Origin of the sequence: Actinomadura vinacea (genome assembly GCF_039532545.1) — a bacterium.
Taxonomy (GTDB): domain Bacteria; phylum Actinomycetota; class Actinomycetes; order Streptosporangiales; family Streptosporangiaceae; genus Spirillospora; species Spirillospora vinacea.
In genome coordinates this window covers 166,923-190,486 of sequence record NZ_BAAARW010000039.1, presented here as the reverse complement: position 1 = coordinate 190,486, position 23,564 = coordinate 166,923, and the positions used below count along the sequence as shown (strand labels likewise).

The following is a 23,564-nucleotide window of genomic DNA, read 5'->3' as shown; positions in this document are numbered from 1 at the left end:
CCGACGTCGGAAGGAGGCAGCGCGTGGTCGAGCTCGAAAACGTGCCGGAACTCGTCGATCCGGTGCTCGTGGCCGCCTTTGAGGGGTGGAACGACGCCGGGGAGGCCGCCAGCGGGGTCATCCAGCATCTCGAGTCGACCTGGGACGCCGTCCCCATCGCCGAACTCGACCCCGACGACTACTACGACTTCCAGGTCACCCGCCCCCTGATCGAGATGCGCGACGGCGAGAGCCGCGGCATCACCTGGCCCACCACCCGCGTGTCCTGGACCCGGCTGCCCACAGGCCGCGACGTGGTGCTGGTGCACGGCATCGAGCCCAACATGCGGTGGCGCTCGTTCTGCCGCGAGCTGGTCGGGATCATGCTCGAGCTGGACGTGCAGAACGTCGTCCTGCTGGGCGCGCTGCTGGCCGACGCCCCGCACACCCGCCCGGTGCCGGTGACCGGCGCCGCCTCCGAGGCGGGCCTGGTCACCACCCTCCACCTCGAGCCGACCCGGTACGAGGGGCCCACCGGCATCCTGGGCGTGCTCCAGGATGCCTGTGCCCATGCCGGCCTCAGCACGGTGTCGCTGTGGGCGGCCGTGCCGCACTACGTCGCCCAGCCGCCCTCCCCCAAGGCCACCCTCGCGCTGCTGCGCCGCGTGGAGGACCTGCTGGACGTCACCGTCCCGCTGGGCGAGCTGCCCGAGGAGGCCCGGGCCTGGGAGAACGGCGTCAACGAGCTGGCCGAGGAGGACTCCGAGGTCGCCGAGTACGTCCGCACGCTGGAGGAGCAGAAGGACGCCACCGAGCTGCCCGAGGCCAGCGGCGACGCGATCGCCCGCGAGTTCGAGCGCTACCTGCGCCGCCGCGACGCCGGCTGACCCGCACCCCCGTCCCGCCCCCTTCCGTGCCGCTTGCGCATCCCTCGCGCGTCCCTTCCGCGCGTCCCCCTCGGCCGCACAGGGCGCCCTTCCGCCGGTACGCGAACACCGATCCCAGGTGATAGGTGTGGACTCTGCTGTAAGAGTGAACGTTTGATGGCATTATGCGATGGGTCCAATAAGACCGGACCGAAAAGGAGAGCCCGTGCCGGAGTCCCAGCCGCTGCAGGCGGAGGACCCCACGCGCCTGGGGGCGTACGAGCTGGTCGGCCGGCTCGGCTCGGGCGGCCAGGGCACGGTCTTCCTCGGCACCGGTCCCGGCGGTGAGCAGGTCGCGGTCAAGCTGCTGCGGGTGAGTTTCGACGACGACGAGACCGCGCGCGCCCGGTTCATCCGGGAGACCCGCGTCGCCCGCCAGGTCGCCCGGTTCTGCACCGCGCAGGTCCTGGACGCCGATGTCGCCGCCGGCCGCCCCTACCTGGTCAGCGAGTACGTCCCCGGGCCCGCGCTGAGCCGCCGGGTCGAGCAGGAGGGGCCGGTCACCGGCGGCGCGCTGGAGCGCCTGGCCGTCAACACCGCCAGCGCGCTGTCGGCGATCCACCGCGCCGGAATCGTCCACCGCGACTTCAAGCCCGGCAACGTGCTGCTGGGCCCCGACGGCGCCCGCGTCATCGACTTCTTGCTGTCCCGGGTCCTCGGCGCCGCGGGCGCCCCCGCCGGCGGCCCCGCCTACATGGCTCCCGAACAGGTCGACGGCGAGGCCGGGGGCTCTCCCGCCGACGTGTTCGCCTGGGGCGCCACGATGACCTTCGCCGCCACCGGCCGGCCCCCGTTCGGCTCGGACTCGGCCGGCGCCGTCACCGACCGCGTCCTGCACCAAGAGCCCGACCTGGGCGACCTGGACGGCGAACTGCGCGAGCTGATCATCGCGGCCCTGGACAAGGATCCCGCCAAGCGGCCCACGGCCGAGCAGGTGCTGCTGCGGCTGGTCGGGCACGACGAGGCGTTCGGCACGGCCGGCGAGGAGGCCTCGGCCATCACCGCCGACCCGCCGGCCCCCTCCGACACCCTCGCCGACGCCCCCGCCGACGGCCCGTCCGGCGGGCCCGTGGCGGACGCGCAGCAGGCGGGAGAGAAGGAGGCGGCCGAGAAGGAGGCGGCAGGGTCCGAGAGCACGGGCGGTGGGCGGCACGCGGGCGCCGGCCCCCGGCCCGGCGGGGCCTCACCGCCCTCCCGGCGCGGCCGGCGGCGCCGCAAGCGCAGCAAGGTCCCCGCCGCGCTCGCGGCCCTGGGGCTCGCCGCCGTCGCCGGCGGCGGCACCCTCGCCGTCCTGGCGACGACCGCCGACGAGACCGGCAAGAGCCGGAACATCGCGGGCCCCTCGGCCGTCTCGCCCACGGCCTCGGCGTCCTCGGCCCCGCCCAGCGGGCAGGCGAGCAGGCCCGCCGCCGACCCGCCGCAGTCCCAGACCCCCGGGCAGAGCCCGAGCAGTGGCGGGACGCCCCCGCCCCAGCGCGACGGGGGCACGCCCACGCCCACCGGAAGCGGCGACGGCGGCGACCGGCCCCGACCGACCCTGCCATCGTCCTCGCCCGTCGTGCTCGGCGCGCCCGACCCGCAGCGGTACTGCGAGTCCATCGGCCATCTCCAGGCCGGTTTCCGCTCCGGCCACTGGTACTGCGTGCAGGACAGCGGCTTGAGCTCCGACTCCCCGATCACCATGAGCCAGGTCTGCCGGTCGCAGTTCGCCGCCGACGGCGACGCCCGGCTCAACGGCGACGCCGGAACCCCCGCGGACTGGGACTGCTACGTCACGAAGCGGCCCTGAAAAGCCCTGAAGCGGCCCTGGCCCCGGCCGCCCCCGCCGCCTACCTTGTTGGCAATTCGCCAATAAGTGTTGAGATGCGGGGCAACGTGCGTAAATATGCGCTTATCGCGTTGCCGGTGGAAGGATCGCCGTGGACCGCACCGTCCTGCGCCGCGTCGCCGCCGAGCCCGCCGTCCTGCTGGGCGCGGGCCGGGCACTGCTGCTCCAGGTCGCCCACCCCAGGATCGCGCAGGGCGTGGCCGACCACAGCGACCTGCGGCAGCGGCCGCTGGACCGGCTGTTCGGCACCCTCGACTTCCTGACCATCGTCGCATTCGGCACCGAGGAGGAGGCCGAGCGGATCGGCCGCGCGATCCGCCGCATGCACGAGCGGATCACCGGCCCCGGCTACTCCGGCAACGACCCCGACCTGCAGGTCTGGGTGAACGCCACGCTGATCGACGCCGCCCTGCACGTCTACGAGCGCGTCCTGGGCTCCCCCAGCGGCGACCTCGCCGCCGCCTACGTCGACCAGGCCCGCTGCGTCGCCGACGTGCTGGGCTGCCCGCCCGGCGCGCAGCCCGCCGACATCGCCGCCTTCCGCCGCTACATGGACGAGATGATCTCCACGCTGGAGGTCACCGACACCGGCCGCGAGGTCATGCGGGCCGTGCTGTGGTCGCGGAAGCTGCGCTGGATGGCGCCCGCGCTGTGGGTCAACCGGTTCGTCACCACCGGGATGCTGCCCGAGCCGATCCGGGAGCAGTACGGGCTGCCGTGGAGCGACCGCAAGGACCGCGTGCTGTGGACGGTGCTCCGCGCCGTCTCGTCCGTCTACCGGCTCGTCCCCCGGCGGGTGCGGCAGGCGGGCATCCCGCTCATGCTGTGGTCATCGCGGCGGCGGGTCGCCCGGCGCGCCGGCGAGCACACCGCGCGGCGCTCCGCCACCCCCGCCTGAACCGGCGCCCACCCGGCCCCAAGGGAAGGGCGGGACCTCGAAGTCGCCTCAGGTGCCGCGCGAGCGCGTTACCTGGCCGGTGGGGCGACGCCGGAGGCGAGCAGCACCGGCCAGATCGCGAAGCGATGTCGCGCTCGCCCAGGCCCGGTCAGGGTGCGAGCCGCCAGGCGAGCCCCTGGGCCGGGATTGAAATAACACAGCTCAGAGCGCGACGCCGAGAAGAGCGTCGGCGATCGCCCGCACCTGGTCGGGCGCGCCCGGGTCGGTCCCCGGTTCGGCGGCCCAGCGGTCGATCGCCGCCAGCGCGGACGCGGCGTCCAGGTCGCCGGCCAGGCGGCGCCGCACCTCCGCCGCCACCGGCGCCGCCGGCGGCCCGGACGGGCGGGCGGCCGCAGCGCGCCACTGCTCCAGCCGCGCGGACGCGGCGTCCAGGTCGGCGCGCGTCCACTCCCAGTCGGCGCGGTAGTGGTGGGCCAGCAGCGCCAGCCGGATCGCCATCGGATCGTTCCCGGCCGCCCGCATGCTGGACACGAACACCAGGTTGCCGCGGGACTTGGACATCTTCTCGCCGTCCAGCCCGACCATGCCCGCGTGCACGTACGCCTTGGCGTGCGGCCGTTCCCCGGTCGCCACCTGGGCGTGCGCGGCGCTCATCTCGTGGTGCGGGAACGCCAGGTCCGAGCCGCCGCCCTCGACGTCGAAGCCCATCCCCAGATGCTCGATCGAGATCGCCGAGCACTCCACGTGCCAGCCCGGCCGGCCCTTGCCGAACGGGGAGTCCCAGCCCGGATCACCGTCCCGGTGCGCCATCCACAGCAGTGCGTCGAGCGGGTCCTTCTTCCCGGGCCGGTCCGGGTCGCCGCCGCGCTCGGCGAACAGCGGCGCCATCGCCGCCCGCGACAGCCCGCTCACCCCGCCGAACCCCGGATCGGCCGCGACCGGGAAGTACAGGTCGCCGTCCACCTCGTAGGTGGCGTCCTTGGCCCGCAGCTTCTCCACCATCTCCACGATCAGCGGGATCGACTCGACCGCGCCGACGTACTGGTCGGGCGGCAGGATCCGCAGCGCCACCATGTCCTCGCGGAACAGCTCGATCTCGCGGTCGGCCAGCTCCCGCCAGTCCTGGCCGGTCTCCCTGGCACGCTCCAGCAGCGGGTCGTCGACGTCGGTGGCGTTCTGGACGTAGTGGACGGCGTGCCCCAGGTCCCGCCACACCCGGTTGACGAGGTCGAAGGCGAGATAGGTGTTGGCGTGGCCGAGATGGGTGGCGTCGTAGGGGGTGATGCCGCACACGTACATCCGGGCCGTCGCGCCCGGCGCCGTGGGTCGTACCGAGCCCGTCCCGGAGTCGTGCAGCCGCAGCGCCTCCGATGCCGTGGGCAGTCCGGTCGCGGGGAGATTTGGCACTTGGGGAACGGACCACGATCGCATACCGAAAGCTTATCCATGCCCCGTTCCGGTCCCTACGCCGAGATCACCCGGAGATCAGGCGAACCGGACCCTCGGGTCGAGCAGCGAGTGCCCCACGTCCACCGCCAGGTTCGCCGCGATCACGAACGCCGTCACGGTCAGCGTCACCCCGATGATCACCGGTGTGTCGCCCGCCGCGATCGACTGGTAGACCAGCTGCCCCACCCCCTGCAGCCCGTACACCTTCTCGGTGACGATCGTGGAGCCCACCAGCACCCCCAGGTCGACGCCGAACTGGGTCAGGACCGGCGCCAGCGCCGCCCGCAGCCCGTGCCGGTAGACCACCCGCCACTCGGGCAGCCCCTTGGAGCGGGCGGTGCGGATGTAGTCCTCCTCCAGCACCTCCAGCAACGAGCCGCGGGTGAGCCGCGTGTAGGCGGCCAGCAGCAGCAGCGCCAGCGAGATCCAGGGCAGCACCATCCGCCGGAAGAAGTGCTCCTGCAGCGGTGGCCCGGCCTCGAAGAACCCCAGGCCCAGTTCCGCCGGGACGGTGGAGAACAGGTGCAGCAGGACCAGCGCCATCACGAACGCCGGGGTGGACGTCCCGATCAGCACGAACACCGTCGTGGCACGGTCGCACAGGCCGGCGCGGGTCGCGCCCAGCACCCCGAGCGCGACGCCGCCGGCGAACCACAGCACCCCGGCGCCGAAGACCAGCCACAGCGTGGTCGGGAGCCGGTCGCCGATGAGCCCGGCGACCGGGGCGTCGTACACGTAGGAGTCGCCGAGGTCGCCGCGCAGCAGCCGCTTCAGGAACTCGGCGTACTGCACCGGCAGCGGGCGGTCCAGGCCCAGGTTGTGGCGGATCTGCACGAGCGTCGCGGCGGTGGCGCGCGGCCCCCCGATGACCCGTTCCACCGGCACCGGCGACATGTGCAGGAACGCGAACACCAGCGTCGACACCAGCCACAGCACCAGCCCCGAGTACAGCAGCCGCCGCACGAGCAGGCACGGCATCGCCGGTCACCTCCCCCGCGCGGAACGGGCGGGGAGCGTGGCCGGGGGGCGCCGCGCGGCCGCGTCCGCCCCCGCGCGCGGCGCGGCGCCGTGCGGGCCGAGGGCGTCGCGGATCCCGTCGCCCAGCAGGTTGAACGACAGCGTGGTCAGCAGGAGCAGCACGCCGGGCACGGCCAGCAGCCACCACGCCGTCCGGAACATCTCGCCGCCCTCGCCGAGCATCCCGCCCCAGCTCGGCATCGGCGCCCGCACCCCCACGCCCAGGAACGACAGCGTCGCCTCGAACACGATCGCCGACGGGACGAGCAGCGAGGTCAGCACGGTGATGTGCCCGGTCAGGTTGGGCAGCACCTCCACGAACATGATCCGCGCGTTGCCGGCGCCCAGCGACCGCGCCGCCTCCACGAACCCGCGCTCGCGCAGCGCCAGCACCTGGCCGCGGACCACCCGGCCCAGCGCGGCGAACGAGAAGAACGCGATCACCAGCACGGTCATGACCAGCCCGCCGCCCGCGGAGGAGATCGGGAAGGTGGTGGCCAGCGTGATCGCCACCAGCAGGTAGGGCAGCGCGAGGGTGAGGTCCATCAGCCGGGCCAGCAGCGCGTCCAGCGGCCCGCCCGCGAACCCGGCGGCCGTCCCGACGACCACGCCCGCCAGCGCGGCCAGCGCCGCCGAGCAGATCCCGACCAGCAGCGAGACCCGCGCCCCGTACGCGGCGCGGACCAGCACGTCCCGGCCGAGCTGGTCGGCGCCGAGCCAGAACCGCGCGGACGGCCCCACCGGCTGCCCGGCCGCGTCGAGGCCGGTCCTGGGGAAGGTGGCGTCGTAGGGGTGCCCGGTCAGGCGCGCCCACAGCGGTGCCAGCAGGGCGAACAGCACGATCAGCGCCAGCGTCGCCAGCGCCGCCGGCGCCACCCGGTCGCGGCGGAACCGCCGCCAGGCGAGCCGGAACGGGGAGCGGCCCTCGATGCGATCCCCCGCCGGGCCCGGCGGCGGATAGGCGGGGGCGCCGGTATCCGGTGGACGGTCCGGCCCTCCCCCGCCCGGGACGCTGCCAGCCATGCGCACTCCCCCCGTTCAGCCGTGACCGGCCCCCTCCGGACAGCACAAAGATCGCACGAGGTAGTCAACGTAGCACTCAGGGTGAGTCAGGATGGGGTACAGCGACAAAGGCGCGGGTAACCGCAGGTCACAGCGTTGGGCGGCGGCGGGTCAGAGCACCCGGGTCCAGCCGTCGGCGGCGCCCGGGGAGGCGGCGAAGTCGTAGCGGACGCCGTCCGCCGACAGGGCGAGCAGCGACACCGAGGTGGTGCCCCAGCCCCGCCCGTCGTCGAGCTCGATCAGCGGGAGCAGCGACTCGGGGGCGGTACGGTCCAGGGCGTCGCCGTGCACCAGCGGCAGCCACTCGCCCCACGCCCGCTCCACCGGCTCGGCGGGCGCCGGGCCGGTGTCCGGGGCCGGGACGGGGCGCGGCTCGGGGCGGCGGGCGGCGGCGAAGCGGGGGCGGAAGTGCGCGAGCCGGGCGGCCATGTGCGCGTCCTCGGTCGCGCCGACCCGCCGGCCCTCCCCCTCCAGCCCGTTGTTGAGGACCATGTGCAGGCCCGGGCCCAGCTCCCGCTCGGCCAGGTCCGCGCCGTCCCAGTGCCACAGCCGCACGGCGTCGGGTTCGGCGCCGACCAGCAGGAACGGGTCGTAGCGCGCCAGGTCGAGGCGGCCGAGCTTGCCGGTGGCGGCCACCCGCAGCGGCAGCTCGCCGCGGGAGAGGCGGCCGTCCTCGGGCGCCATCGCGCCGTGCGCGTTCAGGACGGTCGCCACCCGCGGCGCGACCGGGTCGGCGGCCAGCCAGGTCCCGCCGGCGCGCAGGTCCTGCCCGCCGACCAGGGCGGGCCGGTCCGGCCAGTGCCGGCCGGGGGGACGCCAGGAGCGGTCCGCGAACTCGTCGCGCACACCGACGAGGATCACGGGCACCGGGGACGAGGGGTCGACGCTGACGATCGCCGTGCACATGGCCCCTATTGGAGCATTGTCCGATAAATCACCCGGCGCCGGGGCCCGGCGGCGACCTACATCGGGGGCCAGGGGATCGCGGGCCAGTCCTCGGGCGGGTACGGATGGATCCGGTGCTTGAGCATGAGCTCGACACGGCGGCGGGTGGCCTCGACCTCCTCCTCGGTCAGCAGCTCGCCCAGCCGCCGCCCCAGCGCGCCGCCGTCCCGCAGGCCCTCCTCGACCCGGGCGAGCGCCTCCACCGCCTCCCGGGTCAGGCGCTTGCCGCGCCACTGCCACAGCACCGTGCGCAGCTTGTACTCCACCGAGAAGCACACCCCGTGGTCGCAGCCGTACACGTGCCCGTCGCCCGGCGGCAGCAGATGACCGATCTTGCGGTCGGCGTTGTTGACCACCGCGTCGAACACCGCCATCCGCCGGATCGCCTCGTCCTCCGAGCGCGACAGCGCCACCAGGTCGACATCGGGATCGGGCTCCACCCACAACTGCACCATGCCCGGCCCGTACGGGCCGTCGCGGTGCACCGTCGGCGGCACCACGTGCAGGCCCATCGCCTCCGACACCGCGTACGCGGCCACCTCCCGCTCGGCCAGCGTGCCGTCGGGGAAGTCCCACAGCGGACGCTCCCCGGCCACGGGCTTGTAGACGCAGGCGGCGCTCAGCCCCTCCCACTCGACGGCGCAGTACAGCGTGGCGTTGGACGCCTGCACCAGCCGCCCCTCCACCGTCAGCCGGCCCAGGCTCAGCAGCCGCTCGGCGGCCTCCGCGTCTCGGGGGGAGACGGCGCGCCCGTCGCCGGCGGGGGTTCGATCCCGGGAGGACTGCGTCATGCGTTCATTCTTCCGGCCACTCCGCCCATGATCCAGCACAGCCCGCGCCCGGTCGCCGTGTCATCGCCCACCCTGCCATGTCCGCCCGGCCCCGCGCGCTATCCGAGGTAGCCGTTCTGGCGCGGGCAGACATGGCCCGCGGTGTCCAGCGGCAGCCCGCACAGCGGGCACGGCGGCCGGCCCCCCGCCACCACCTTCAGCGCCCGCTCGGCGAACGCCCTGGCCTGCGCCGCGGTGATCCGCACCCGCAGCACCGCGATCATCGGATCGTCCTCGCCCACCTCGGCGTCGTCCTCGCCCTCGGTGACCTCCTGCGCCTCGATGACCACCCGCTCGTCCTCGGGGTCCCAGGCCAGCGCCATCGTGCCGACCTTGAACTCCTCCTCGACCGGCTGCTCCAGCGGCCCGTCGTCGCGCAGCTCGTCCGGCGTCACCGCGGGCACCTGCGCGTCGCCGCCGCTGCGCCGCAGCACCTCGTCCAGCAGCTCCTCCAGGCGCTCGGCCAGCAGCGTCACCTGGAACTTCTCCAGCCCCACGCTGGTGACCCGGCGGCCGGACCGCGCCTGCAGGTAGAAGGCGCGGTCGCCCGGCTGGCCCACGGCCCCGGCGACGAACCTTTCGGGCAGTTCATAGGCTATGACCGGCATGACAACGACCCTACGCGCCGCCGCCCACCGGCGCGTCACCCTCTCCCCCGCCGCCGCCCTCCTCGGGAGGCGGCGGCAGCAGGTCGCGGACGTCGCCGCCGGTGTCGTTCAGCCGCACCACGAACGGCCGCAACTCGGTGTAGCGGATCACGGTCAGCGACGCGGGCGCGACCTGGATCCGCTGGAACTGGTCCAGGTGCAGGCCCATCGCGTCGGCCACGATCGCCTTGATGATGTCGCCGTGACTGCACACCGCGTAGGTCGCGTCCGCGCCGTGCTCGGCGGCGATCCGCTCGTTCCACTCCCGGACGGCGCGCACCGCGCGGTGCTGGGCGTCGGCCATCGCCTCGCCCTCCTCGCCGGGGAAGCGGGCCGCGCTGGGATGGGCCTGCACGACCTTCCACAGCGGCTCCTCCGCCAGTTCCTTCAGCGGGCGGCCCGTCCAGTCGCCGTAGCGGACCTCCCCGAACCGCTCGTCGGACTCGACCTTCTCGATCGGCGCGGCCAGATGTCCCTCCACCAGCGCCTCGGCGGTCTGCACGCAGCGGTCCAGCGGGCTGGACACCACGGCGGCGATCGGCACGAGGGCCAGCCTGGCGGCCAGGTCGCGCACCTGCTCGCGGCCGCGGTCGTCCAGGCCCACCCCTGGGGTCCACCCCGCGAGCACGGGGCCGGTCATCGCGGTGAGGCCGTGCCGCACCAGCAAAAGCGTCGTCACGCCAGGCACTCTACGAGATCGCCCGCGATGGACGCCGATGCACCCGGATGGCCCGGATCCGCCGGATGCGCAAAGATGGCTTGCCGTGATTGTCGACAAGGCCATCTATTCGCGCGGGAGCCGGCGCACCATCGAGGGCGACATCAGCGACGCCTTCGACGCCGCCCGCGCCGAGGCCGCGCGCACCGGGACCGGCGGCCCGGGCGGCTGCTTCGTGTGGATCGGGCTGCACGAGCCCACCGAGCAGGAGTTCGAGCTGGTCCGCGACGAGCTCGGCCTGCACCCGCTGGCCGCCGAGGACGCGGTCTCCGCCCACCAGAGACCCAAGCTGGAACGCTACGGCGACACGCTGTTCGTCGTCCTGAAGACCCTGGTCTACGAGGACGCCACCTCCGACATCGAGGTCGGCGAGATCATGCTGTTCCTCGGCGCCGACTTCGTGGTGACCGTCCGGCACGGCCGCGGTAACCCGCTGGGCCCCGTCCGCAAACGGCTCGAGGGCGACACCGCCCTGCTCGAGCACGGGCCCGCCGCCGTCCTCTACGCCGTCTGCGACGAGGTCGTCGACCACTACGGCGTGGTGACGCACGAGGTCGAGGTCGACATCATCGAGCTGGAACGGGCCGTGTTCCGGCCCGGCGGCCCCGACGTCACCGAGGGCATCTACTCCCTCAAGCGCGAGGTGCTGGAGTTCCGCACCGCGCAGGACCCGCTGATCCCGGTGATGGAGGAGATCGTCCGCGGGCGGGTGCGGGAATGCGAGGCCACCCGCGAGTACTTCCGCGACGTCCTGGACCACCTGCTCCGCGTGGACGGCCAGGTCGACGCCCACAACGAACTGCTCAACAGCGTCCTGACCGCGCATCTGGCGCTGATGGGCAAGCAGCAGAACGAGGACATGCGCAAGATCTCCTCGTGGGCCGCCGTCATCGCGGTGCCCACGATGGTCGCCGGCTTCTACGGCATGAACTTCGACTACATGCCCGAGCTGCACTGGCTGTACGGCTATCCGGCCGTGATGGTCGTCATGGTGGTGGTCTGCGTGATCGTCTATATCCGGCTCCGCAAGAGCGGCTGGCTGTGAGCCGGCCCGGCAGGCCGCACAAGCGGTGGCCGATCACCGTGATCACGCTGGTGCTGCTGTGGATCGCGCTGGTCCTCCTGCTGATCCACAACGGGCCGCGGCTGCCGCGCTGGCCCGCGTCCGCCGCTCCGGCACCGGGTCAGGTCGCGGAGACGGCCCCGGCGGCCAGCAGGCCCATGATGATCCCGCCCAGCGCCAGCCGGTAGTACACGAAGATCAACATCGAGTGCCGGGCCAGGTACTTCAGCAGCCACGCGATGCAGGCGTAGCCGACCGCGAACGACACGACGGTCGCGACGACCGTGGGCGCGACCGGGAGCCCGCCGCCGAAGGCCTTCCGCATCTCGAACAGGCCCGACAGCACCACCGCCGGGACCGACAGCAGGAAGGAGTAGCGGGCGGCGGCCTCGCGCGTGTAGCCGAGGAACAGCGCGCCGGTCATGGTGGACCCCGACCGCGACGAGCCGGGGATCAGCGCCAGCGCCTGGAACGCTCCGATGATCAGGCCGTCCCGCAGGTCGAGGTCGGCGACCTCGCGCTTGCGGCTGCCCGCCCACTCGGCGACCAGCAGCAGCAGCCCCATTCCGATCAGCGTGCCGGCGTTGAGCCACAGGTTCCGGGACGGGCCCTCGATGAAGTCCTTGAACGCCAGCCCGCACACCGCGATCGGGATGGTGCCCAGGCCGATGTACCAGCCCATCCGGGCGTCCCGGTGGCCGCGCAGGCCGGGCGTCCACAGGCTGCGGGTCCAGGTGACCAGGATGCGGGCCAGGTCGCGCCAGAAGTAGATGACGACCGCCGCCATCGTGCCGATCTGGATCACCGCGCTGAACGCCGCCCCCGGGTCCTCCCAGCCCAGGAACCTGGGCACGAAGAGCATGTGTCCCGAACTGGAGATCGGGAGGAACTCGGTGAGTCCCTGGACGATCCCCAGCACGGTCGCTTCCACGACGTTCACGGTCGGCGGTTCCCCTCGGCATGAGCGGGCGGCGACGGGAGGCGGCACGCCTGCCCGCAGGAAGCGTATCGCCACCGAGCGCGCACGCATGGTCACCGGCGGCCACGGTGCGGCGCGTCCGTCCGGCCGGGCCCGCCCGGTCGGCGGGTCCCGCTACTGTTCCGACCATGGAAGAGCGTCACCTCGGGCGAAGCGGGCTCGTGGTGTCCCGGCTGGGGCTGGGCACCATGACCTGGGGGCAGGACACCGAGCCCGACGAGGCGGCCGCGCAGCTGACGGCGTTCGTGGAGGCCGGGGGCACCCTCGTGGACACCGCCGACGTCTACAGCGACGGCCTCAGCGAGCGCATCCTCGGGCACCTGCTCCGCGAGGCGGTCGACCGGGACGGGCTCGTCATCGCCACCAAGGCCGCCATCCGGTCCAACGGCCGCTACGACGCCTCCCGCCGGCACCTGCTGAACTCGCTGGACTCCTCGCTCGACCGGCTCGGCCTGGAGTACGTCGACCTGTGGCAGGTGCACGCCTACGACCCGTCCACCCCGCTGGAGGAGACCCTCTCGGCGCTGGACGAGGCGGTGCTGTCCGGCCGCACCCGCTACGTCGGGGTGTCGAACTACGCCGGCTGGCAGATCGCCAAGGCCGCCGCCTGGCAGCGCGCCTGGCCGGGCCGCGAGCCGGTCATCTCCGCCCAGCTGGAGTACTCGCTGCTGCGCCGCGACATCGAGCGGGAGGCGGTGCCGGCCGCGCTGGACGCGGGCGCGGGGCTGCTGCCGTGGTCGCCGCTGGGCCGCGGGGTGCTCACCGGCAAGTACCGCACCGGCATCCCGGCCGGGTCCCGCGCCGCCCTGCCGCATTTCGCCGACTTCGTCCAGCCGTATCTGGACGAGGAGTGCGGACGGATCGTGGAGTCGGTGGTGACGGCCGCCGAGGGACTGGGCGTGACGCCGCTGAGCGTGGCGCTGGCCTGGGTGCGCGACCGGCCGGGCGTGGCGGCGCCGATCGTCGGGTCCCGGACGGCGGCGCAACTCGGCCAGGCGCTGCTGAGCGAGCAGGTCACCCTCCCCATGGAGATCCGGGCGGCGCTGGACGACGTGTCCGACATCGCCCCGGCCTCGCCGTGACGCGCGCCGACGGCCGTGGCGGCCCGCTCGCATCGGCTACGATCCGGAGCCCGTGACCGATTCCCACTCCCACTCCAGCCCCGCGTCCGACCCCGTGCCCGGCGCCCCCGTGCCCGGCGGGCCCGGTGCCGCCGACCGCGCCGCCCTCGCCGAGCTGTTCACCGAGACGGGCGTCCCGACGGCACTGGTGGGGCGCGCCCTGACCGGCCTCGGACCGGCCGCCGCGGACCGGTTGCGCGAGGACCCGTGGCGGCTGCTGCGCGTGCCGGGGGTGGCGCCGCGGCAGGCCGACCACTTCGCCCGCGCGCTGCTCGGCGACGAGGCCGGTCCCGGCGACCGCCGCCGCGGCCGGGCACTGGTCGCGCACCTGCTGGCGGAGGCGGCGCGGCACGGCCACACCGTCACGCCGCCCGCCCAGGTGGTGACCGCGCTTGAGCGGCTGCAGGTCCCCGACCCGCGGCAGGCGATCGAGGACGCCCTCGACACCGCCGAGGCCATCGCGCTCACCGAGGAGCCGGACTTCGACGAGGCCGCGCTGGAGGACGGCGACCTGGAAGAGATCCCCGAACCGGAGGAGACGCTCGGACTGGCGCGGTGGGCGCTGGCCGAGGAGGACGCCGCCGAAGGCCTGTCCCGGCTCACCGCCACCGCCGCGCCGCTGCTGGACGACCCCACGATCAAGGCGGTGCGGTCCGGGCTGCCCGAGGACCGCTCGCTCGCCCTCACCGCGGCGCTGCGCACCGGCGTGACCGTGCTGCGGGGCGCGGCCGCCGATCTGGCCGCCACCGCGCTGGCGCTCGCCGAGGCCGCCGCCGCGCACGGCGTGCGGGCGGCCGTGGTGACGCCCACCGACCGCGCCGCCGCCAGGCTGGCGGGGCCGGACGCGCCCGCGTACCCGGTCGTCGGCCTGCACGCGCTCCTGGAGCCGCTGGCCGACGCCGAGGGCGTCCCGGACGCCGCCCCCGGCCCCGTGGTCCCCGGCTCCGTGGTCCCCGGCACCGTGGTCTTCGGCCGCGGCGAGCGGCGGCCGCTGGAGCTGGACCTGGTCGTCCTGACGGACGCGGCGGGCCTGGACGTGGAGCTGTGCGCCGTCCTGGTCCAGGCGTGCGCGGACGGGACGCACCTGGTGCTGTGCGGCGAGCCCGAGTCGCTCCCGCCCGCCGGCCCCGGCCGCGTCCTGGACGACCTGGAGTCCTCGGAGACCGTCCCGGTCGTCGAACTGGAGTCCACCGGGGCCGGCGGTCCGCCGGCGGCGCTGACCGCCGCCGTGCGGGGGCGGGAGCTGGTGGCGGTCGAGGCGCCCGGCAAGGAGGTCGTGATCGTCCCCGCGGCGAGCGCGGGCGAGGCCGTGCACCGGACGGTGCAGCTGGTGACCGACTCCATCCCGCGCGCGCTCGGGATCCCGGTCGAGGAGATCCAGGTCGTCGTCCCGGCGGCGCCGGGCGAGGCCGGGGCGGCGGCGCTCAACACCGCGTTGAAGGCCAGGCTCAATCCCGGCCCGGGCAGGTTCGGCGGGTTCGATCCCGGGGACCGTGTCCTGGTCGCCGCGCCCCTCCCGCAGGCCGCGGTGGGCGAGGGCGGAGTCGTCACCGGCGCCGACGCCGCCGGGCTGCACGTGCGGTTCACGCGGGGCACCGCGGTGGTCCCGCCCGAGCTCACCTCGCGGCTGCGTCCAGGCTGGGCGGTCACCGTCGCGCTGGGCCGGGGGACGCGTCACGACGCCGTGGTGGCCGTGCTGCCGCCCGACGGCGACTCCGCGGGCCAGGACGGTGCGGGTCAGGAGGCCGCGGCGGGGCTGTCGCGGCCGCTGGTGGCGACCGCGTTCGGGCTGGCGCTGCGGCATCTGTCGGTCGTGCAGGCGGCCGGTCCCGCGCTGGCGGCGGCCGTGCGGGACCGGCCCGCCCCGCCGCGCCGCACCCGGCTGGCACGCCTCGTCGTCCAGTGAGGCGGTGATCCTGAACGCCCCAGGGCATGCCGCGAGGCCCCGTGCCGCACCGCACGGGGCCTCGCCGGGCCTGTGCCCTGGACGCGGTCAGCCGGTGGGCGCGCCGATCGCGTGCAGCCCGCCGTCCACGTGCACGATCTCGCCCGTCGTCGCCGGGAACCAGTCCGACAGCAGCGCCGCGCAGGCGCGCGCGGTGGGCTCGCTGTCCTTGAGGTCCCAGCCGAGCGGCGCGGCCTGCGTCCACACGTCGGTGATCCCCTCGAACCCGGGGATGCTCTTGGCCGCCATCGTGGCCAGCGGCCCCGCCGCCACCAGGTTGACCCGGATGCCCTGCGGCCCCAGGTACTTGGCCAGGTAGCGCGCGCACGACTCCAGCCCGGCCTTGGCCACGCCCATCCAGTCGTACACCGGCCACGCCTTGCTGGCGTCGAAGTCGAGGCCGACCACCGAGCCGCCGTCCTTCATCAGCGGCAGGCACGCCATCGTGAGCGACTTCAGCGAGTACGCCGAGGCGTGCACCGCGGTGGCCACGTCCTCCCAGGGCGTCTCCAGGAAGTTGCCGCCCAGCGCGTTCTGCGGCGCGAACGCGATCGCGTGCACCACCCCGTCGATCCGGTCGAAGCCGACCCCGCGCAGGCCGTCGGCCAGCCCGTCCAGCTGCCCGGCGTCGGTGACGTCCAGCTCCAGCACCGGCGGCGGGTTGTCCGGCCCGGACGGCAGCCGCTTGGCCGTGCGCTCGGTCAGCGTCGGCCGCGGGTAGGCGGTCAGCACCACCTCGGCGCCCTGCTCCTGCGCGACCCGCGCCACGTGGAACCCGATCGAGGCGTCGGTGAGAACGCCGGTGACCAGGATGCGCTTGCCCTCGAGGATGCCCATGCCTGCGTTCCCCATCTTTCTCGCTGCCCCCGTTTCCTCAGTGCCCCATGCCCAGGCCGCCGTCCACCGGGATCACGGCCCCGGTGATGTAGGCGGCGTCTTCGCCGGCCAGGAACCGCACGGTCTTGGCGACCTCTTCCGGCCGGGCCGTCCGGCCCAGCGGGATCGCTTGCTTGATGGCCTTCTGCTGGTCCTCGGTGAGCGCCGCGGTCATGTCGGTGTCGACGAACCCGGGCGCGACCACGTTCACCGTGATGTTGCGGGAGGCCAGTTCGCGGGCCAGCGACCGGGCGAAGCCGACCATGCCCGCCTTGGACGCCGCGTAGTTGGACTGCCCGGCCGACCCCAGCAGCCCGACCACGGACGAGACCAGGATGATCCGCCCGTTGCGCTTGCGCATCATGCCCTTCACCGCGCGCTTGGCGACCCGGAAGGAGCCGGTCAGGTTGGTGTCCAGGACGGAGGTGAAGGCGTCCTCGCTCATGATGGCCAGCAGCGTGTCCTTGTTGACGCCGGCGTTGGCGACCACGACCTCCACCGGCCCCTGCTCCGCCTCCACCTTGCCGAAGGCGGCATCGACGTCCTCGGAGCTGGTCACGTCGCAGCGGACGCCGAACAGGCCCTCGGGCGGCTCCCCGGAGCGGTAGGTGACCGCCACCGCGTCACCGCCTGCGGACAGCTCGCGCGCGATGGCCAGGCCGATGCCCCGGTTGCCACCGGTCACGAGGACTGAGCGACTCATCGTCGTACCTCTCGTCGACGACGCCGGCGGCCTTCCCGGCGCTGACGTCGGATTCCATGGGCGGGTCACAACTGCCGAGGAGCGTATCGGCCTTCCGGCGGGAACGAGATGTGCCGTTCCGACAAGTTCCGCCGACCCCGCTTTGTTCCGGCCGCGGCCACCGCCCGTCAGGGCGCGCGGCGGCGGCGCGGCACGGGTTCCGGGTAGGTTGCGGTAGGTGCATGACATCGATCCCGCATTCACCGCGCTGCCGCTGCGCGCGCTGGCCGACGCGGCGCTGGCCCGGGCCCGGGAGCTGGGCGCCGAGCACGCCGACTTCCGGCTCGAACGCATCCGCAGCCAGACCCTGCGCCTGCACGACGCCGCCCTGGAGACCGCGCTGGACGCCGACGACGTCGGGCTGTCGGTGCGGGTGGTCAAGAACGGCACCTGGGGCTTCGCCGCCGGCATCGACCTGAGTACCGAAGGCGCCGCCAAGGTCGCCGAGCGGGCCGTGGACGTGGCCGCGGTCGCCGCCGCCGTCAACCGCGAGCCGATCGAGCTGGCGCCCGAGCCGGTGCACGGCGAGCGCACCTGGGTCTCGGCGTACGAGATCGACCCGTTCACCGTGCCGACCGGCGAGAAGGTGGCGCTGCTGGCCGACTGGAGCCGCAGGCTGCTGGCCGACGACCGGGTCGACCACGCCGACGCCACGCTGCTGCAGGTCAAGGAGAACAAGTTCTTCGCCGACCTGAACGGCACCGTCACCACCCAGCAGCGGGTGCGGCTGCACCCGGTGCTGAACGCGGTCGGCATCGGCGACGGCCTGTTCGACACCATGCGCACCATCGCCCCGCCCGTCGGCCGCGGCTGGGAGTGGCTGACCGGCGGCCATTGGGACTGGGACGGCGAGCTGGCCCGCATCCCCGAGCTGCTGGCCGAGAAGCTGGCCGCGCCGTCGGTGGAGCCGGGCTCCTACGACGTCGTCATCGACCCGTCCAACCTGTGGCTGACCATCCACGAGTCGATCGGGCACGCCACCGAGCTGGACCGGGCGCTGGGCTACGAGGCCGCCTACGCCGGCACCTCGTTCGCCACCCCCGACAAGCTCGGCACGCTGCGGTACGGCTCCGAGGTCATGAACGTCACCGGGGACCGCACCGCCGAGCACGGCCTGGCCACCATCGGCTACGACGACGAGGGCGTCCGGACGCAGGCGTTCGACATCGTCACCTCCGGCATGTTCACCGGCTACCAGCTGGACCGCCGGATCGCCCGGCTGACCGGCGCCGACCGTTCCAACGGGTGCGCGTTCGCCGACGCCTCCTCCAGCATGCCGCTGCAGCGGATGGCGAACGTGTCGCTGCGGCCGGCGCCCGGCGGCCCGTCCACCGACGAGCTGATCTCCGGGGTGGAGCGCGGCGTCTACATCGTCGGCGACAAGAGCTGGTCGATCGACATGCAGCGCTACAACTTCCAGTTCACCGGGCAGCGGTTCTACCGGATCGAGAACGGCCGGCTGGCCGGGCAGCTGCGCGACGTGGCGTACCAGGCCACCACCACCGACTTCTGGAACTCGATGGAGGCCGTCGGCGGCCCGCAGACCTACGTGCTGGGCGGCGCGTTCAACTGCGGCAAGGGCCAGCCCGGGCAGGTCGCCCCGGTCAGCCACGGCTGCCCGTCGGCGCTGTTCCGCGGGGTCAACATCCTCAACGCGCTCAAGGAGGCCGGCCAGTGAGCATCCTCAGGCCGCAGGAGGCCGTCGAGCGGGCGCTGGCGCTGTCCCGTTCCGACGACTGCATCGTCATCGCCGACGAGTCCAGCACCGCCAACCTGCGCTGGGCGGGCAACACGCTGACCACCAACGGCGTCACCCGCTCCAGCCGGCTGACGGTGATCGCGCTGCGCCGCGCCGGCGACGGCGTCGCGGCGGGCGTGGTGTCGCGCGCGGCGGTCGACGCCGCCGACCTGGAGGACCTGGTCCGCGCCGCCGAGGCGGACGCGGCCGGCAACGACGCCGCGGAGGACGCCGCCCCGCTGATCGACGAGGGGCCCGCGGCCGCCGGCTGGGACGATTCGCCGGCCGAGACCGGAATCGAGGTCTTCTCCCGGTTCGCTCCCGCGCTGGGCGAGGCGTTCGCCGCCGCCGAGGCCGGCGGGCGCAGGCTGTACGGGTTCGCCAACCACGTGCTGACCTCGACGTTCCTGGGCACCTCTGCCGGGCTGCGGCTGCGCCACGACCAGCCGACCGGGCTGCTGGAGCTGAACGCCAAGGGCGCCGGCGGGTCGGCCTGGGCGGGCGTGGGCACCCGCGACTTCACCGACGTGGACGTCCCGGGCCTGACCGGCGGCCTGGCCCGCCGGCTGGAGTGGGGCGAGCGGCGCGTCGACCTGCCCGCCGGGCGGTACGAGACGATCCTGCCGCCGTCCGCGGTGGCCGACCTGATGATCTACCTGTACTGGTCGGCGGGGGCGCGGGACGCCCACGACGGCCGCACCGTGTTCAGCGCGCCCGGCGGCGGCACCCGGGTCGGCGAGAAGCTGGCCGGGCTGCCGATCACGCTGTCCAGCGACCCGGGCGCGGCCGGGGTGGAGTGCGCGCCGTTCGTGGTCGCGCACGCCTCCAGCCGGGAGTCGTCGGTGTTCGACAACGGCCTGGCCCTCGGCCGCACCGACTGGATCTCCGACGGGACCCTCGCCGCGCTGGCCCAGACCCGGCACTCGGCCGCCCACACCGGGCTGCCGCTCACCCCGGCGATCGACAACCTGATCATGACGGGGCCGGAGGGCGGCGCGCCGCTGGAGGACATGGTGGCCCGCACCGAGCGCGGGCTGCTGCTGACCTGCCTGTGGTACATCCGCGAGGTCGACCCGCAGCGGCTGCTGCTCACCGGCCTCACCCGCGACGGGGTCTACCTGGTCGAGGACGGCGAGGTGGTGGGCGCGGTGAACAACTTCCGGTTCAACGAGAGTCCGGTCGACCTGCTCGCCCGGGTCTCCGAGGTCGGCGCGACCGGGCCGACGCTGCCGCGCGAGTGGTCGGACTACTTCACGCGGGCCGCGATGCCGCCGGTCCGGGTCGGCGACTTCAACATGTCGACGGTGTCGCAGGCGTCCTGACGGCGCATCCCGGCGGCCGCGGGTGAGGGGCGCCCTCCAGCACGACCCGGAGGGCGCCCCTCGGCGCCCGTGGGGCGCCCGAACGCCTCCTCAGCACCCGAACGCCTCCTCAGCGCCTGAAGCGCCCTGAGCCGCCCCTGGACGGCTCCGGGCAGCCCCGGGTTCCCCCACTGACCCCTGGGAGCGTCCGAGGTCTCTCCGCGAGCCTCAGGCCTCCGCGGGTCTCAAACGTCCTCGAGACGGAAGCCGACCTTCAACCCGACCTGGTAGTGCGCCACCTCCCCGTCCACTACCTGGCCCCGGACCTCGGTCACCTCGAACCAGTCCAGGTGCCGCAGCGTCTGCCCCGCCCGCCGCAGGCCGTTGCGCACGGCGTCGTCGACGGAGTCGGGCGAAGTGCCGACGATCTCGGTCACGCGGTAGGTGCGGTCGGTCATTGGAGCCCTCCTGCTGTCGCCTGTCGGTCCCCCAGGGCATACCGTGGAAATGTGAAGGTCATTCACCGCCGGACCGCCGAGGTCTACACCGTCACCGACGCGCCCAGGCCGATGTCCGAGGACATCGGCTACCGGCAGCGGCGCTACCTGATCTCAATGGGCATCCGCACCGGCTGCTTCCTGGGGGCGGTCTTCGCCGCCGCGCTCGGGGCCCCGCTCTGGGCGGTCGGCCTGCTCGTGGCCGGGGCGCTGTTCCTGCCCTACATCAGCGTCATCTTCGCCAACGGCGGCCGGGAGCCGCAGCCCCGCGCCAAGTTCGACGGTCCCGATAGCCCGCACCACAAGGGTGTTTCCGGACAACGACCGGAAATCGGGTCGTGACTTTCTCTTGACTAGGGGCGGGGGGGTTCGGTGTACGATTTGTACCGGCGCTCTGGTCCCCCGTCGGGGCGCCCGTGCCGGTGTTCCGGGCCCCCGTCGGAACACCGATGATGCGACGCCGGGTGGATTGCCCCCGTATCCACCCGGCGTCGCTTTCACTTTCCGGCCCCCTGTATCCGGGCTCTGACCTGGCCGGACATCGCCGGAGCCGGGGCTGGCCGGGCCCACCGGCCGGGATTACCCGGCCATGCACGGGTCATCGCCTCCGCTTGGCACAGGACACCGCCCCCAGGCCGTCCTTCAAAAAAAGGCAAAGGCGGACACGCCGCGTGCCGACCGGCGTGCCGACCGGGCCGGGTCCGGCAGGCGGCCCTCCCGCCCGCCGACGGCGGCGCCGGGGATGGCAAGACCCGACTCTGGCCTTGTCCGGCCAGGCCCATCGATCCCCGGCCGGATTGATCTTGCCTGCGTCTCCTTGGATTCCTTGCGTGTGCCGCTTGACGGGCGCGGTGAAGGAGACGAGCATCACAACCTCACTGAGACAGATCATCCATCTGTCTCAAGATCCGTCCCCGCGCGGCGAAGGTGCCAGTCATGACGATCACGGGAGTCCGGCGATGAACGGCCGCGACGACGTGCCCGAGTGGATCCCGAAGAACCGCGAGCCTGCCGGACGGGCCGTCCCGCCTGGCCGGAGCGGCGGACCCGGCCGTCCCGTGCCCGGACCGTTCCGGCCCCGTCCGCCCGCCCGGCCCCACCTCGCGCCCCCGCGCCCGGCCGGGCCCGTCCGCCCGCCCGCACGCCCGCCCGGCCGCCACACCGCCCCGGGCGGCCGCCACACCGCGCCGGGCAGGCGGCGCCGCGGCGCCCCGTTCTGGGGCCCGATGGCGGGCGCGGCGGCGCTGAGCGTGCTGGCCGGGCTGAGCGTGTTCGCGCTCGCCGGCGCCGGGGACTGCGGCGGCGAGGACGCCATCACGCTGAACGTGTCCGCGGCGCCCGAGGTCGCCGCGGTCGTGACCGAGGCCGCGGGCCGGTTCAACGACGCCGGGCACGAGATCGGGGACCGCTGCGCCCGCGCCCGGGTCACCGCCTCGGACCCGGCGGCGGTGTCCACGCTCCTGTCGGGACGGGGCGTCGCCGGCGTCACCGAACGGCCGGACGTGTGGATCCCCGACTCGTCGCTGTGGGCCGTCATGGCGCAGCGTCCGCTCAGCGGCGGACGGACCGCCGGAGGGGACGACGTGCCGATCGTGCCCCGCCGGTCGCTGGCGTCCACCCCCATCGTGGTGGCGGTGCCCGGCACGCTCGCGCAGCGCCTCGGCGCCCAGAGCGGCGCCCCGCCGTCCTGGGCGGAGCTCCTCACCGCCGCGGGCGCCACGGGCGACGACCCGGCCGCCGGCGCGGCGACGACCCGGATCCCGCCGGGGCTGGTGCGGCTGAAGGTGCCCGACCCCGCCCGGACCGCGACCGGGATGGGCTCGGTGCTGCTGGCCGACGAACTGCTGAACTCCGGGGGCGGCGGGGACGCCGGGTTCACCGGCGTGGTGCGGACGCTGCGCGAGAGCGTGACACCGTCGGTGCAGGCCGAGTTCGCCTCGTTCCGGCGCGACCGGCAGGGCCGGCACCCGGTCGCGCTCGCGCCCGAGCAGGCGGTCTTCGCCTACAACGGGCGCGGGCCCGCCGAGCCCGCCGTCGCGGTGTACCCGTCCGAGGGGACGATGGCGATGGACTACCAGATCACCTTGGTCGGGGCCGCGGGCTCCGGGGGCGGCGGGGACGACGGCAAGGCGCAGGCGGCCCGGCTCCTGGAGGAGGAGCTGACCGGCGAGAGGACCCGGGGGGACCTGCAGGGCCTCGGGTTCCGCTCGCCCAGCGGCAAGGCCCCGGGCGCGTTCGGCGGGCAGCGGGGGGTGGACCCGAGGTCGCCGCGGCTGCTGCCCGCCCCGGCCCCCGCCGACGTCCAGCGGATCATGCAGTCGTGGGCGCGGCTGTCGCTGGGCATCCGGATGCTGAGCGTCATCGACGTCTCCGGCTCGATGGAGGAGGAGGTCGCCCCGGACGTCACCCGGCTGCAGTCCACGGTGCGCACGGCGCAGGGCGGGCTGTCGCTGCTGCCCGACGACACCGAACTGGGGCAGTGGGTGTTCTCCACCGGGCTGGAGGGCGGCCAGGACTGGCGCGAGCTGGTGAGCGTGGGCCCGCTGGGCGAGCGGCTCGGGTCGGCCACCCGGCGCCAGCTGGTCCTGTCGGCGTTCGCGCGGATCCGGGCCGTGCACGAAGGCGACACCGGCCTGTACGACACGGTCGTGGCCGCGTTCGACCACATGAAGCGGACCTACAAGCCGGAGTTCGTGAACTCGGTGCTGCTGTGGACCGACGGCCGCAACGACGACCCGGGCGGCCCGAGCCTGAAGGAGACCCTGGACCGGTTGGGCGCGGCCTACGACCCCGGGCGCCCGGTCCAGGTGATCATGTTCGGCTACGGCCGGGACGTGGACGTGGACGAGCTGCGGCAGATCGCCCGCGCGACCCGGGGCGACGTGCTGGTGGCCCAGACGCCCGGGGAGGTGCAGAAGCTGTTCCTCCAGGCGGTCTCGCGCCGGGTCTGCGCCCCGTCCTGCTGACCGGCCGCGATTGATTCTAGAATCGGATTCCAAGTAG

The 23,564-nt window shown here is 74.2% G+C and carries 21 protein-coding genes; 10 read left to right on the top strand and 11 right to left on the bottom strand.

Translation table 11 applies throughout. The annotated features are described in order from the left end of the window. The first annotated feature begins 23 nt into the window (after positions 1 to 23). The 3 genes from ABD340_RS42145 to ABD340_RS42135 all read left to right on the top strand — a co-directional run bounded on the left by ABD340_RS42145 (position 24) and on the right by ABD340_RS42135 (position 3,631). Entirely contained in the window at positions 24 to 866 is an 843-nt protein-coding gene (locus tag ABD340_RS42145; RefSeq protein WP_344597061.1) for a PAC2 family protein, read from the top strand. A 205-nt stretch (positions 867 to 1,071) separates the two neighbouring features. Continuing rightward, positions 1,072 to 2,694, top strand: coding sequence for a serine/threonine-protein kinase (locus ABD340_RS42140; protein WP_344597059.1), 1,623 nt, complete (start codon positions 1,072 to 1,074; stop codon positions 2,692 to 2,694). Positions 2,695 to 2,824: 130 nt separating this feature from the next. Continuing rightward, positions 2,825 to 3,631, top strand: a complete 807-nt coding sequence (locus ABD340_RS42135; protein WP_344597057.1) for an oxygenase MpaB family protein — start codon at positions 2,825 to 2,827, stop codon at positions 3,629 to 3,631. A gap of 201 nt (positions 3,632 to 3,832) precedes the next feature. Here the strand turns inward: ABD340_RS42135 and mshC are convergent, their stop codons facing one another. From mshC to ABD340_RS42100, 7 genes are all read right to left on the bottom strand, one after another. Beyond that, complete coding sequence (mshC, locus tag ABD340_RS42130) at positions 3,833 to 5,062, bottom strand: cysteine--1-D-myo-inosityl 2-amino-2-deoxy-alpha-D-glucopyranoside ligase (protein WP_344597055.1); 1,230 nt, start codon at positions 5,060 to 5,062, stop codon at positions 3,833 to 3,835. A 54-nt stretch (positions 5,063 to 5,116) separates the two neighbouring features. Next, complete coding sequence (locus tag ABD340_RS42125; protein WP_344597053.1) at positions 5,117 to 6,058, bottom strand: ABC transporter permease; 942 nt, start codon at positions 6,056 to 6,058, stop codon at positions 5,117 to 5,119. A 6-nt stretch (positions 6,059 to 6,064) separates the two neighbouring features. Continuing rightward, positions 6,065 to 7,120 carry an ABC transporter permease gene (locus ABD340_RS42120; protein WP_344597051.1) on the bottom strand — a complete coding sequence of 352 codons (1,056 nt, stop codon included), beginning with the start codon at positions 7,118 to 7,120 and terminating at the stop codon, positions 6,065 to 6,067. A gap of 150 nt (positions 7,121 to 7,270) precedes the next feature. After that, positions 7,271 to 8,065, bottom strand: a complete 795-nt coding sequence (locus tag ABD340_RS42115; RefSeq protein ID WP_344597049.1) for an NRDE family protein — start codon at positions 8,063 to 8,065, stop codon at positions 7,271 to 7,273. Positions 8,066 to 8,121: 56 nt separating this feature from the next. Continuing rightward, the gene (locus ABD340_RS42110; protein ID WP_344597047.1) at positions 8,122 to 8,895 is read right to left on the bottom strand and encodes an SCO1664 family protein; all 774 of its coding nucleotides are present in this window, start codon (positions 8,893 to 8,895) and stop codon (positions 8,122 to 8,124) included. A gap of 98 nt (positions 8,896 to 8,993) precedes the next feature. Continuing rightward, complete coding sequence (locus ABD340_RS42105; RefSeq protein WP_344597046.1) at positions 8,994 to 9,542, bottom strand: DUF3090 domain-containing protein; 549 nt, start codon at positions 9,540 to 9,542, stop codon at positions 8,994 to 8,996. A gap of 10 nt (positions 9,543 to 9,552) precedes the next feature. Then, positions 9,553 to 10,260, bottom strand: coding sequence for a histidine phosphatase family protein (locus ABD340_RS42100; RefSeq protein ID WP_344597045.1), 708 nt, complete (start codon positions 10,258 to 10,260; stop codon positions 9,553 to 9,555). 85 nt (positions 10,261 to 10,345) lie between these two features. Between ABD340_RS42100 and corA the strand changes: the two genes are divergently transcribed. Beyond that, the gene (gene corA, locus ABD340_RS42095; RefSeq protein ID WP_344597043.1) at positions 10,346 to 11,344 is read left to right on the top strand and encodes a magnesium/cobalt transporter CorA; all 999 of its coding nucleotides are present in this window, start codon (positions 10,346 to 10,348) and stop codon (positions 11,342 to 11,344) included. A gap of 139 nt (positions 11,345 to 11,483) precedes the next feature. Here the strand turns inward: corA and ABD340_RS42090 are convergent, their stop codons facing one another. Then, positions 11,484 to 12,302 (bottom strand): undecaprenyl-diphosphate phosphatase, encoded by an 819-nt coding sequence (locus ABD340_RS42090; RefSeq protein WP_344597041.1) that lies wholly within the window; start codon positions 12,300 to 12,302, stop codon positions 11,484 to 11,486. A gap of 167 nt (positions 12,303 to 12,469) precedes the next feature. Between ABD340_RS42090 and ABD340_RS42085 the strand changes: the two genes are divergently transcribed. Both ABD340_RS42085 and ABD340_RS42080 read left to right on the top strand, forming a co-directional pair. Then, on the top strand, positions 12,470 to 13,423 hold the full coding sequence (locus ABD340_RS42085; RefSeq protein WP_344597040.1) for an aldo/keto reductase: 954 nt from the start codon (positions 12,470 to 12,472) through the stop codon (positions 13,421 to 13,423). A gap of 52 nt (positions 13,424 to 13,475) precedes the next feature. Then, positions 13,476 to 15,368 (top strand): helix-hairpin-helix domain-containing protein, encoded by a 1,893-nt coding sequence (locus ABD340_RS42080; protein WP_344597038.1) that lies wholly within the window; start codon positions 13,476 to 13,478, stop codon positions 15,366 to 15,368. 87 nt (positions 15,369 to 15,455) lie between these two features. On the opposite strand, the gene fabI is transcribed toward ABD340_RS42080, so the two are convergent. Both fabI and ABD340_RS42070 read right to left on the bottom strand, forming a co-directional pair. Next, positions 15,456 to 16,244: an enoyl-ACP reductase FabI gene (gene fabI / locus ABD340_RS42075; RefSeq protein ID WP_344597037.1), complete on the bottom strand. Its 789-nt coding sequence runs from the start codon at positions 16,242 to 16,244 to the stop codon at positions 15,456 to 15,458. Between the two features lie 37 nt (positions 16,245 to 16,281). Then, positions 16,282 to 16,986, bottom strand: a complete 705-nt coding sequence (locus ABD340_RS42070; protein ID WP_344597036.1) for a beta-ketoacyl-ACP reductase — start codon at positions 16,984 to 16,986, stop codon at positions 16,282 to 16,284. A 217-nt stretch (positions 16,987 to 17,203) separates the two neighbouring features. On the opposite strand from ABD340_RS42070, the gene ABD340_RS42065 reads away from it, so the two are divergent. Both ABD340_RS42065 and ABD340_RS42060 read left to right on the top strand, forming a co-directional pair. After that, positions 17,204 to 18,703, top strand: coding sequence for a TldD/PmbA family protein (locus ABD340_RS42065; protein ID WP_344597034.1), 1,500 nt, complete (start codon positions 17,204 to 17,206; stop codon positions 18,701 to 18,703). Beyond that, positions 18,700 to 20,085, top strand: a complete 1,386-nt coding sequence (locus tag ABD340_RS42060; RefSeq protein WP_344597032.1) for a metallopeptidase TldD-related protein — start codon at positions 18,700 to 18,702, stop codon at positions 20,083 to 20,085. Before ABD340_RS42065 ends, ABD340_RS42060 begins: the two co-directional genes overlap by 4 nt. A 224-nt stretch (positions 20,086 to 20,309) precedes the next feature. Here ABD340_RS42060 and ABD340_RS42055 read toward each other — a convergent pair whose 3' ends face one another. After that, on the bottom strand, positions 20,310 to 20,522 hold the full coding sequence (locus ABD340_RS42055; RefSeq protein WP_344597030.1) for a dodecin: 213 nt from the start codon (positions 20,520 to 20,522) through the stop codon (positions 20,310 to 20,312). A 51-nt stretch (positions 20,523 to 20,573) separates the two neighbouring features. Between ABD340_RS42055 and ABD340_RS42050 the strand changes: the two genes are divergently transcribed. Together ABD340_RS42050 and ABD340_RS42045 are read left to right on the top strand one after the other, a co-directional pair. Further along, positions 20,574 to 20,903: a DUF3099 domain-containing protein gene (locus ABD340_RS42050; RefSeq protein WP_344597028.1), complete on the top strand. Its 330-nt coding sequence runs from the start codon at positions 20,574 to 20,576 to the stop codon at positions 20,901 to 20,903. Between the two features lie 617 nt (positions 20,904 to 21,520). Beyond that, on the top strand, positions 21,521 to 23,527 hold the full coding sequence (locus ABD340_RS42045) for a substrate-binding domain-containing protein (RefSeq protein ID WP_344597026.1): 2,007 nt from the start codon (positions 21,521 to 21,523) through the stop codon (positions 23,525 to 23,527). The last annotated feature ends 37 nt before the right edge of the window (positions 23,528 to 23,564 follow it).

Bases quoted from the DNA above. Each gene is read 5' to 3' on its own strand.
- mshC (WP_344597055.1), bottom strand. From the start codon at position 5,062: ATGCGATCGTGGTCCGTTCCCCAAGTGCCAAATCTCCCCGCGACCGGA.
- fabI (WP_344597037.1), bottom strand. From the start codon at position 16,244: ATGGGCATCCTCGAGGGCAAGCGCATCCTGGTCACCGGCGTTCTCACC.
- ABD340_RS42110 (WP_344597047.1), bottom strand. From the start codon at position 8,895: ATGACGCAGTCCTCCCGGGATCGAACCCCCGCCGGCGACGGGCGCGCC.
- ABD340_RS42105 (WP_344597046.1), bottom strand. From the start codon at position 9,542: ATGCCGGTCATAGCCTATGAACTGCCCGAAAGGTTCGTCGCCGGGGCC.
- ABD340_RS42045 (WP_344597026.1), top strand. From the start codon at position 21,521: ATGAACGGCCGCGACGACGTGCCCGAGTGGATCCCGAAGAACCGCGAG.
- ABD340_RS42115 (WP_344597049.1), bottom strand. From the start codon at position 8,065: ATGTGCACGGCGATCGTCAGCGTCGACCCCTCGTCCCCGGTGCCCGTG.
- ABD340_RS42070 (WP_344597036.1), bottom strand. From the start codon at position 16,986: ATGAGTCGCTCAGTCCTCGTGACCGGTGGCAACCGGGGCATCGGCCTG.
- ABD340_RS42055 (WP_344597030.1), bottom strand. From the start codon at position 20,522: ATGACCGACCGCACCTACCGCGTGACCGAGATCGTCGGCACTTCGCCC.
- ABD340_RS42085 (WP_344597040.1), top strand. From the start codon at position 12,470: ATGGAAGAGCGTCACCTCGGGCGAAGCGGGCTCGTGGTGTCCCGGCTG.
- ABD340_RS42125 (WP_344597053.1), bottom strand. From the start codon at position 6,058: ATGCCGTGCCTGCTCGTGCGGCGGCTGCTGTACTCGGGGCTGGTGCTG.
- ABD340_RS42120 (WP_344597051.1), bottom strand. From the start codon at position 7,120: ATGGCTGGCAGCGTCCCGGGCGGGGGAGGGCCGGACCGTCCACCGGAT.